Genomic DNA, 8,719 nt, shown 5'->3' with positions numbered 1-8,719 from the left:
CATCAGCCTCGATATCAAGAGCGGCGAGTTCGTCGTCCTCGTCGGCCCGTCCGGCTGCGGCAAGTCGACCTTGCTGCGCATGCTGGCCGGCCTGGAGACGATCACCTCCGGCGACCTGTTGATCGGCGGCGTGCGCGCCAACGCGCTGCCGCCACAGCAGCGCAACATCGCCATGGTGTTCCAGTCCTATGCGCTGTTTCCGCATCTGAAGGCAGCTGACAATATCGGCTTTGGCCCGAAGATCCGCGGCGAGACGCGCACGGTGATCGATGAGAAGGTCAAGAAGGCGTCCGGCGTCCTCAATCTCTTCTCCTATCTCGACCGCTATCCCCGCCAGCTGTCGGGCGGCCAGCGCCAGCGCGTCGCCATGGGCCGCGCCATCGTGCGCGAGCCGTCTGTGTTCCTGTTCGACGAGCCGCTGTCCAACCTCGACGCGCAATTGCGCGTGCAGATGCGCGTCGAGATCAAGGCGCTGCACCAGCGGCTGAAATCGACGATCGTCTACGTCACCCACGACCAGATCGAGGCCATGACGATGGCCGACCGCATCGTCGTGATGGACCGCGGCAGAATCCAGCAGGTCGGGGCGCCGCTGGAACTCTATGACAGGCCTGCCAACAAGTTCGTCGCCTCCTTCCTCGGCTCGCCGTCGATGAGCTTTGTGTCCGGTTCGCTCAAGACGACGCTTGAGAAAACCTGGTTCGAATCGGCCGGTGGCGGGCGGCTTGCGCTTGCCGGCAAACAGGTGCCGGCGGACAGCGCGGTGGAGGCTGGCATCCGGCCCGAGCATTTTATCGTCGGCGAGGCTGTCGACGCGATGGCGATCAGAGTGGATGTCGTCGAGCCCACCGGCTCCGAAACACATGTCTATGGCGCTATCGGTGCTGATACGGTACGCGCCGTGTTCCGCGACAGGGTGCCGGTCAGGCCGGGAGACCTGCTGCCGGTCTCGGTCGACCCCGGCAACATCCATCTGTTCGACAAGGCAACGGGCCTGCCTCTATGAAGACGCCGGCCGACATCATCACGCGGCTGCAGCTGATGTCGCAGGACGGAACGAAGTCGGATCGCAAGCTGGCCGGCTTCGTGCTGGCAGACCTCGATTTCGTTTCCAAAGCGGCGATTTCGGAAATTGCCTTGCGCGTCGGTGTCAGCGAGCCGACGGTGACGCGGTTCTGCCGCAACCTCGGCTGCGAGGGCCTGCGCGACTTCAAATTCTATCTGGCGCAAGCCATCGCCATCGGCGGCCAGTATCTGTCGCCGGAGCCGTTGAGCCGCGATGCCCGCGAACAGCGCATCGCTTCCGCCATCACCGAAGCGGCGATATCGGCCATCCAGCGCGCCAGCGAAAACCTCGACATGACGACGCTGGTCGCCGTCGCCGCACGCATCGCTGTTTCCGGTAATGTGCTGTGCATCGGCTCCGGTGGCATTTCGTCCATGATGGCGACCGAAATGCAGAACCGGCTGTTCAGGCTTGGCGTGTCGGTGCTGGCGCAGATCGACGGACAGTTGCAACGCATGTACGCCGCCGTTGCCACCCCCGACACCACGCTGATCGCCTTCTCCGTCTCCGGCTATGCGCGATCGGTCATCGATGCGGTGCAGGTCGCCCAGCAATATGGCGCCACCACGATCGCCATCACCCCGCCGGACTCCGCACTCGCCAAGGTCGCCGACACGGTCATCCATTTCCAGTCGCTCGAGGACGGCAATATCTACAAGCCGACATCGTCTCGCTATGCGCTGCTGTCGATCGTCGACATGATCGTCACCTCGGTCGCCGAGACGCGCGGACCGAGGGTTTTGGAGAATCTGCGCCGCATCAAGCAGAGCGTTAACACGTTGAAAGTCGACGATCCGCGTTTGCCATTGGGCGATTGAACCCCTACGGCCAAGGACATCAGGATTGATGGCCGAGCGCCTCGATGCTTTTCGCCAATTTCGCCGGATCGCCTTCAATGCGCACGGTCTTCAGCCGCGCGGTGCCGCCGGCGACAACCGAGACAGCGGACCCGGGCACGCCCAGAGCCTTGGCCAGCAGCTTTTCGAGCGCATGGTTGGCGGCGCCGTTTTCCGGCACGGCGCGGACGCGCGCTTTCAGATGGCTTCGCCCGTCCGCCGTGGCCTCGAAGCCTTCGAGCCTGTCCAGCGCAGCCTTTGGCGTCAGCCGGACAAACAGCTCGGCGCCGTTTTCGCGCAGGCGAAACGGCGTGCTCATAAGGTCATCCTGCTCACAGGATCAGAGGCGCCACCGTGGTGAGCAGAAACTGCCGCAGGAAGAACAGGATCAGAAGCAGGATGATCGGCGAGATGTCGATGCCGCCAAGGTCCGGCATGAAGCGGCGGATAGGCCGCAACGCCGGCTCGGTCAGCCGGTAGAGCATGTTGCCGATGCTGCCGACGAACTGGTTCTTCGAATTGACGACGTTGAAGGCGTAGAGCCAGGAAAAGATCGCCGAGGCGATGATGATCCACCAGTAGAGGTCAAGCGCCATGACGATTGTTTGAATGAGGGCGAGCATGCCGGTCTCCAATTGTTGCCGACATGTAGCCATTGCACGCGAAACCGGCAAGGGCCGCCTTTCTGTGGAGCGCCAATACCGGCCCGGTCGGACTGTAGGGCATGTCGCCGACACCCCAACGAAGGCGCGAATACACAAAACCGGCAAGGGCCGCTTTCCGCCGGCGCCAGATCGACGCTTGACGGCACTGGATTTCGGCAAACCTCCGCCTTGACAGGAAACCGCGGCGCCCGATAAATGCGCCCATCCGCTGGACGGGGCTGTAGCTCAGCTGGGAGAGCGCGTCGTTCGCAATGACGAGGTCAGGAGTTCGATCCTCCTCAGCTCCACCAGCGGAATAATTCTCCACGCTGCGCGCCAGATGCCCATCTTTGCGCCACATGCAGTCCGCGACGCTCGTCCCGGCTTGCCCCCGCGGTTGGCATTTGCTGTGCCAGCACCTTAAAAGGCCGCGCTACATCGCCTATTTCGCAATATCCGGCAAAACTTTTGTCAATTGGACTTATGGCGGAAGAGCTCGCTGATTGTTTCCGTTTTTTTTGGAAACCACCCCACTAAATTGACGTTACCAAATCAGTTTTTTCTGTGCGTTGTGACCAGGGCGTTTCGGCGGGGGCGACCGGAGACGCTAGATCGATTTCGAGTCGAAATGAAAAATCCGCCTGCGGAAGCAAAGACGTGTCAATTCGCGACAATCTCGCTGCAAACCTTAGACGGCTGTGCAAGGACCATGCCTCCGTAAGTGCGGTATGCCGTGAGCTGCGCATCAATCGCACGCAATTCGAACGCTATCTGCAAGGGCAGACCGTTCCCAACAAAGCTACCGCCAAGCTGATATGCGATTACTTTCGGATCGACGAAGCCGAACTGTACCAGGATCCCGGCGCACCCGAGCCGGCGATGCGTGGCCTGCCGCCGGTTTCCGAGAGCCTGTTCAACCAGATGATCCGCCCTCCCAGTCCTTCGATCGCGGGCGGCACCTATTTCACCTATTTCTCGATCCCGGGCCGCCTCGACCTCCTGATGCGCTCGGTGACCTTCGTGAGGCGCGAAGCCGAACTGGTCACCTTCCGAAGGGTCACCGGATGGTCGGAGCGCCGGGGATCGACCTGGGCACGAGCGCGCGGCAATCACTATGGCGTGGCGATCTCGCGGCTGAACTGGATCTATTTCAGCGGCATCAATCGCCGCCAGACCGGGGAGCCGTCGCTGATCTCCGTGCAATGGGCTCCCATCTCCGAACCGGTGCTGATGGGCAAGGCCATGCTTCTGACGGAGGCCGGCCCGGCATTCGTGTCCGTCATCATGCGGCGCGACATTGCCAACATCCACCCAAGGGATGCCATCAGCATGGCGCATGTCATCAATCTCGACGATCCGGGCGTCGATCAACTGGTTGTCAGCCTCACCCGGGACGGGTTGGGCTAACCCCTCGGATCGCCGTGTCTTACGCCAAATAAGAATAAGCGTACGCCAATTAAGCGTATGCCAACGATTGTCTACTCTGTATCTGAATAAAATCGATATTTTACACTTTAATGCCAGGAAAGATAATCCACGGGTCCGTCTTAGGATCGTGGTTTTACTATAATTTTAACAAACCATTAACTCTTCCGACCTTACCTTTCTTCACGCGGATCCCGTTCCGGGGGTCTTTCAACGGATCCCAAATTGGGGTCAGGAAAGGGATGAAAATGGCCAAGAAAGTGACCAATGCTCCGAAGCTGACGATTGCCGCCGGCACGCAGACCGTCTTCTTTTCGCAGGGCATGCACTACAACAAGCGCTGAAGCCGTTCTGCGCCGACGAGCGTCTTGCTTGTCGGCGCCTCGGCTCCACAGATGGCAATCAGCTTCATGAAAATGCGCTCTTCGAAAACGCTTGTTTTCTACCCCGGACCGAACAAGGTCACGGCATGCAACTTCCTGACCAGGAGCGTGTTTGAATGCAGTCCTGAGATGGTCGGCCTTCTCGCTTCGTGGGACAAATGGGCATCGACGGCGGACATTGCCCGCGCCCATGGATGGTCGAAGTCCGAGTTGAAGGCTGTCGTTCCCCAGTTGCTCGATTTCTCCGCGCTGGTCACAGCCGGATCGCCTCTCGCCGAGCAGGAGGAACAGTTTTCAGGACAATGGAGTTGGGGGCTTCCGACGGCGCTGATGCATTTCTGTGTCCAGGACAGCGAATACATGACCATCGAGCAAGCGGAAGAGCGGCAGATAGAACGCGCCGGCCATACGCCGCAGCCGAACCTCATGCTCAAGAATTCCGCAGGCGCCATCCAGCTGCCGAATGCACTGGAAGACAATGAACTTCTCAGCTTGATGGCGCGGCGCCGCACCAACCGCACGGCGGCTCAGCCCACCATCACGGCCAAACAGCTTTCCGATTGCCTGTTCGCAGGGCTCGGCATCATCGGCGAGACCGCCAATTGCGTTGGCACCCTGCCGCTCGGCATGACCCCTTCAGGCGGCGCGCGAAATCCCTATGAGGCCTATGTGGTCGCGCTCGGCGTCGATGGCCTCGAACCCGGTGTCTATCACTATTCCGCCGCGGATCACGACCTTGGCAGGATTTCCGCAAACCATCTGCCGAAAATCTCCGAACTGGTCGGCGGACAGGAGTGGGCCGACGCCATGCCGTGCCTTGTCCTGCTTTGCGCCAAGCTAGATCGCACGATGTGGAAATATGAGGACGCCAACGCCTATCGTGTCGTGCTGATCGAGGCCGGCCATATCGGCCAGAACATCATGCTGGCAGCGACCAATCATGGCCTGTCGGCATGTCCGACAGCCGCGCTCAGCCATTCCGCCATCAAGCGGCTGCTTGGTCTCGACAGTTTCACCGACGCACCGATCTATGCCTTGACCCTCTCGACGCCGGAAAGAGATCCGTCCACGGCGGGCCAGTCCATCAATTAGCCGACCAACTATGTGCATCACAGCCAGTAACGCGTTCCCTAGGGTATAACCAGAGACAGGAGCAGCACGTGCCAAATCAATCCTTACGCCAGTCGGAAATCGATAGCCTTCAATATATTTCGTCGATGACCAATGAGCTCGTGCAGATGGCCGAAGCAAGCCGTTTTCCGATGATCTCCTATCTGCTGGGCATGGCCTATGCAGAGGCCTTCGACGTTCTTCGCGGCGCACGGCCGGCCAGGCATGCGCAGCTCAGCGGCAACCCGCTGCACCCCAAGGCGCAGGCAAAGGACACTCGGGCCGCCCAGCCACGGAGAGCGTAGCGACATGCAGTCGTCAGCCGCATGCGCGGTGGCCGGCTCGACCTCCCGGCCAAACCGCTGGGAGACGCTGTGCGCGTTGCAAAGCCTGCTGCCGTTGCTGAAGAAGGCCGTGACGGACCTGCGCCGCGCCGACATGGTCTACTGGTTCGAGCAGGCCGATGCCGAGGTCGCCAACATCATCAGGGGCCACCCCTCCGATGCAACCGCAATCCCGGCCCTGATTGCATCCTGCCCGCAGGACCGGCATCCGGTCGCTCAAACTTGATGCCAAACGCGACGCGTTCATTGGCGCCGCTGAAAATGCTCTGATCACCAGTTTTTCAATTTCAGACCGGAACCTATTGCGCGTCTGGAATGCCAAGGGGGACCTGCACATGAACATGATAGCCAACATCAGAAGCGTCGATGCCAGGGAAGGCGTTTTCAGCCGGCTCGACGTCTTGATCGCCAGGCGGCCGCCATCGCCTGACGCCGCGCGGGTCGAGGCCCGCCAACTCGTCTCGATGGCGATTGCCGACAGCTGCCAGGCCGACAGTCTCTGGGGTACAGTGGACGCTTTCCACGCCCATTTCGACTTCATGATGCAGACCATCGAGATCAACGGCGCCGATGACCCGGGCCTCGGGCCCTTGCGCACGAAATGCCGTTTCTATCTCGAACAGGTCGAGGCCCTGAGCCTGTCACTGGCCTATTGACAGGCCGGCCCGAACAAATTCGGTCCTAGAGCAATTCCAGGAAAAGTGTGAAATGGTTTTCCCGGGAAAACGCAGAGCGTTTTCCCTTGGGAATTGCGTCAAACCAAAGAATTAGAGCAGTTAGCCGTTTCCGTGAAACGGTGAACTGCTCTAGTTGCGCAGGCTGAACACGAACGGCGCTGTACGGCTCAGACGCGAGCCGAGTTCCGGTGGCGGTTTCGGCACCGTGGCGCCTTGCAGCACGGCGAGCGCCGCACGGTCCAGATCCGCATCCCCCGAGGAACGAGAGAGCCTGGCAGACAGGACCCGGCCGGACGAGTCGACCGTGAAGGCGACATATGGCCTGCCCTCCACGCGTCGGGCCTTGGCAGAACTGGGATAGCGTGTGTGCCGCTTGATCCAAGCACCCAGACGGGAGTCCCATTTGCTGGAGTCGCCGGAGCGAGACGTCGATTCCGCCGCCTTCGGCGCGGCGGTCCTGGCCGCGGGCCGTGCGTCGGCGCTGGCGACGGCTGCCGTCTTCGACGGAGCCGCCTTCTCCTTCTTAAGCCGCGGCTTGGGCTTCTCGACAGGCTTCTTCGCCTTGGCCTCGACCGGTTTCTTGTCTTTGACAATTTCGACCGGTTTCGGCTGCGGCAAGGGAATGACGACGTCTGGCGTGACAGCCTCGACCACATCCGGGATGACCTCATCCGGCGGCGGCTGATCGACCTGTTCAGCCGTTTCGGCCTGGGTAGATTCGGTCTGGGTGGGTTCGGTCTCGTCTGGCGCGACCGCTTCCGGCGGCTCGACAACCGGCTCGGCCTTTTCGACCGGTTCTTCAGGTGTCGGCTCGGTCGTCGGTGTCGGTTCGGTCTGATCTGGCGTCACCGCGTCCAGCGCGGCGACCTGCTCTTCCACGGCCGGCATCACCACCATCGGTGCCATCTCGATCATCTGCGCGGGGGGTGGACCGCCATCCGCTTCGGTGACCATTGTGAGGTTCTGCACTGCATAGGCGACCGCGACATGGGCTCCAAGGACCAGCGCGGCAGCACCGGCCCACAAGCCAAGGTCGCGCCAACCGAAGCGCGACAGCTGGACCGAGGGCACGGCGACCGCTTGCGTCATGGCGCCGCCGCACCAGTGGCTGCGGGCGCCGGGGCATTGGACGCGGGAGCCGTCTCCAGGCCCACCAGCGCGATCTTCAGATAGCCGGCACCGCGCAATAGATTCATCGCCTCCATCAGGTCGCCATAGGCGACCGCCTTGTCGGCGCGCAGGAAGATGCGCGTCTGCTTGTCGCCCTTGGTCTTGGCGTCCAGCGTCGTGGCGAAAGCCGGGCGCGGCACGCTGTCATTGCCGATCGCCAGCGTCAGATCGTTCTTCAGCGTCAGGAACAGCGGTGTCTCGGGCCTCGGCGCGGGCGTTGCCGTCGAACCAGGCAGGTCGACATTGACATCCACCGTGGCCAGCGGCGCCGCGACCATGAAGATGATCAACAGCACCAGGATGACATCGATGAACGGGGTGACGTTGATCTCGTGGCTTTCCTCGAGATCGTCATCCATGGTCTGTCGGATTCTGCTTCCCATGGCGCTACTCCGCCGCCAGTGGCGTTGCCGGCGCGACGGTGCGGAAGTCCAGGTCGCGGCTGACCAGCCGTTCGACCCCGGCCGAGGCATCGGCGAGGATCTGCCGATAGCCGGCTATCGAGCGGGCAAAGACGTTGTAGATGACGACGGCCGGTATCGCCGCGACCAGGCCCATCGCGGTGGCCAGCAGCGCCTCGGCGATGCCCGGCGCGACCACTGCGAGATTGGTGGTCTGCGCCTGCGAGATGCCGATGAAGGCGTTCATGATGCCCCAGACCGTACCGAACAGGCCGACGAAGGGCGCGGTCGACCCGATCGTCGCCAGCACGCCGGTGCCGCGCGACATGCGCCGCGCCGCCGCCGCCTCGATGCGCGACAGGCGCGACGTGACCCGTTCCTTGAGGCCATCGCCCGAGACATGATCGAGCGCGCCGGCCGAGAGTGCGGTCTCCTCCTCGGCCGCCCGCACCAGCAGCGCGCCGGGCCCGCCGCTGCGGTCGAGGGTGCGGCTGGCCTGCTTCAGCGTGGCGGCCTCGCCGATCGCCCGCACGGCGCGACGGATGCGCAGCTTGCCGCCGAAAAGCTCCAGCGACTTGGCCAGCCATATCGTCCAGGTGACGAGGGAGGCAAAGGCCAGCCCGATCATCACCGCCTTGACGACAATGTCGGCCGCCATGAACA

Annotated in this window: 12 protein-coding genes and 1 tRNA gene; 8 read left to right on the top strand and 5 right to left on the bottom strand. The window is 62.2% G+C overall.

The genetic code is table 11. The features are described 5' to 3' along the window. Both ugpC and EN893_RS09600 read left to right on the top strand, forming a co-directional pair. Positions 1–1,006 (top strand): sn-glycerol-3-phosphate ABC transporter ATP-binding protein UgpC (gene ugpC, locus EN893_RS09605; protein ID WP_128361513.1); only part of this gene is annotated, 1,006 nt, incomplete at its 5' end. Then, a complete protein-coding gene (locus EN893_RS09600; RefSeq protein ID WP_127268067.1) occupies positions 1,003–1,884 on the top strand; it encodes a MurR/RpiR family transcriptional regulator in 882 nt (293 codons plus the stop codon). The genes ugpC and EN893_RS09600, both read left to right, overlap by 4 nt. A gap of 19 nt (positions 1,885–1,903) precedes the next feature. On the opposite strand, the gene EN893_RS09595 is transcribed toward EN893_RS09600, so the two are convergent. Next, positions 1,904–2,221 (bottom strand): DUF167 family protein, encoded by a 318-nt coding sequence (locus EN893_RS09595; protein ID WP_127268066.1) that lies wholly within the window; start codon positions 2,219–2,221, stop codon positions 1,904–1,906. A 13-nt stretch (positions 2,222–2,234) separates the two neighbouring features. Further along, positions 2,235–2,525 (bottom strand): YggT family protein, encoded by a 291-nt coding sequence (locus tag EN893_RS09590; protein ID WP_023811703.1) that lies wholly within the window; start codon positions 2,523–2,525, stop codon positions 2,235–2,237. A 256-nt stretch (positions 2,526–2,781) separates the two neighbouring features. Between EN893_RS09590 and EN893_RS09585 the strand changes: the two genes are divergently transcribed. From EN893_RS09585 to EN893_RS09555, 6 genes are all read left to right on the top strand, one after another. Beyond that, positions 2,782–2,857: transfer RNA gene (locus EN893_RS09585), tRNA-Ala, on the top strand. A 346-nt stretch (positions 2,858–3,203) separates the two neighbouring features. Further along, the gene (locus EN893_RS09580; RefSeq protein WP_127268065.1) at positions 3,204–3,953 is read left to right on the top strand and encodes a helix-turn-helix transcriptional regulator; all 750 of its coding nucleotides are present in this window, start codon (positions 3,204–3,206) and stop codon (positions 3,951–3,953) included. A gap of 530 nt (positions 3,954–4,483) precedes the next feature. Beyond that, complete coding sequence (locus EN893_RS09570; protein ID WP_236382936.1) at positions 4,484–5,446, top strand: SagB/ThcOx family dehydrogenase; 963 nt, start codon at positions 4,484–4,486, stop codon at positions 5,444–5,446. Positions 5,447–5,514: 68 nt separating this feature from the next. Continuing rightward, the gene (locus tag EN893_RS09565) at positions 5,515–5,769 is read left to right on the top strand and encodes a hypothetical protein (protein WP_127268063.1); all 255 of its coding nucleotides are present in this window, start codon (positions 5,515–5,517) and stop codon (positions 5,767–5,769) included. A 4-nt stretch (positions 5,770–5,773) separates the two neighbouring features. Continuing rightward, positions 5,774–6,034: a hypothetical protein gene (locus tag EN893_RS09560; RefSeq protein ID WP_127268062.1), complete on the top strand. Its 261-nt coding sequence runs from the start codon at positions 5,774–5,776 to the stop codon at positions 6,032–6,034. A gap of 109 nt (positions 6,035–6,143) precedes the next feature. Then, positions 6,144–6,464 carry a hypothetical protein gene (locus EN893_RS09555; protein WP_164748714.1) on the top strand — a complete coding sequence of 107 codons (321 nt, stop codon included), beginning with the start codon at positions 6,144–6,146 and terminating at the stop codon, positions 6,462–6,464. Between the two features lie 150 nt (positions 6,465–6,614). Here the strand turns inward: EN893_RS09555 and EN893_RS09550 are convergent, their stop codons facing one another. The 3 genes from EN893_RS09550 to exbB form a co-directional block, all read right to left on the bottom strand. Then, complete coding sequence (locus tag EN893_RS09550) at positions 6,615–7,574, bottom strand: energy transducer TonB (protein ID WP_127268060.1); 960 nt, start codon at positions 7,572–7,574, stop codon at positions 6,615–6,617. Then, on the bottom strand, positions 7,571–8,038 hold the full coding sequence (exbD, locus tag EN893_RS09545) for a TonB system transport protein ExbD (RefSeq protein WP_127268059.1): 468 nt from the start codon (positions 8,036–8,038) through the stop codon (positions 7,571–7,573). The genes EN893_RS09550 and exbD overlap by 4 nt, the downstream gene beginning before the upstream one ends. A gap of 4 nt (positions 8,039–8,042) precedes the next feature. Beyond that, a partial coding sequence (exbB, locus tag EN893_RS09540) for a tonB-system energizer ExbB (protein WP_128361512.1) occupies positions 8,043–8,719 on the bottom strand: 677 nt, incomplete at its 5' end.

The sequence above is a fragment of the Mesorhizobium sp. M7A.F.Ca.CA.004.04.2.1 genome (assembly GCF_004022825.1).
GTDB lineage: Bacteria > Pseudomonadota > Alphaproteobacteria > Rhizobiales > Rhizobiaceae > Mesorhizobium.
The sequence above is the reverse complement of the archived record's forward strand: the minus strand, read 5'-3'. Positions and strand labels throughout refer to the sequence as shown.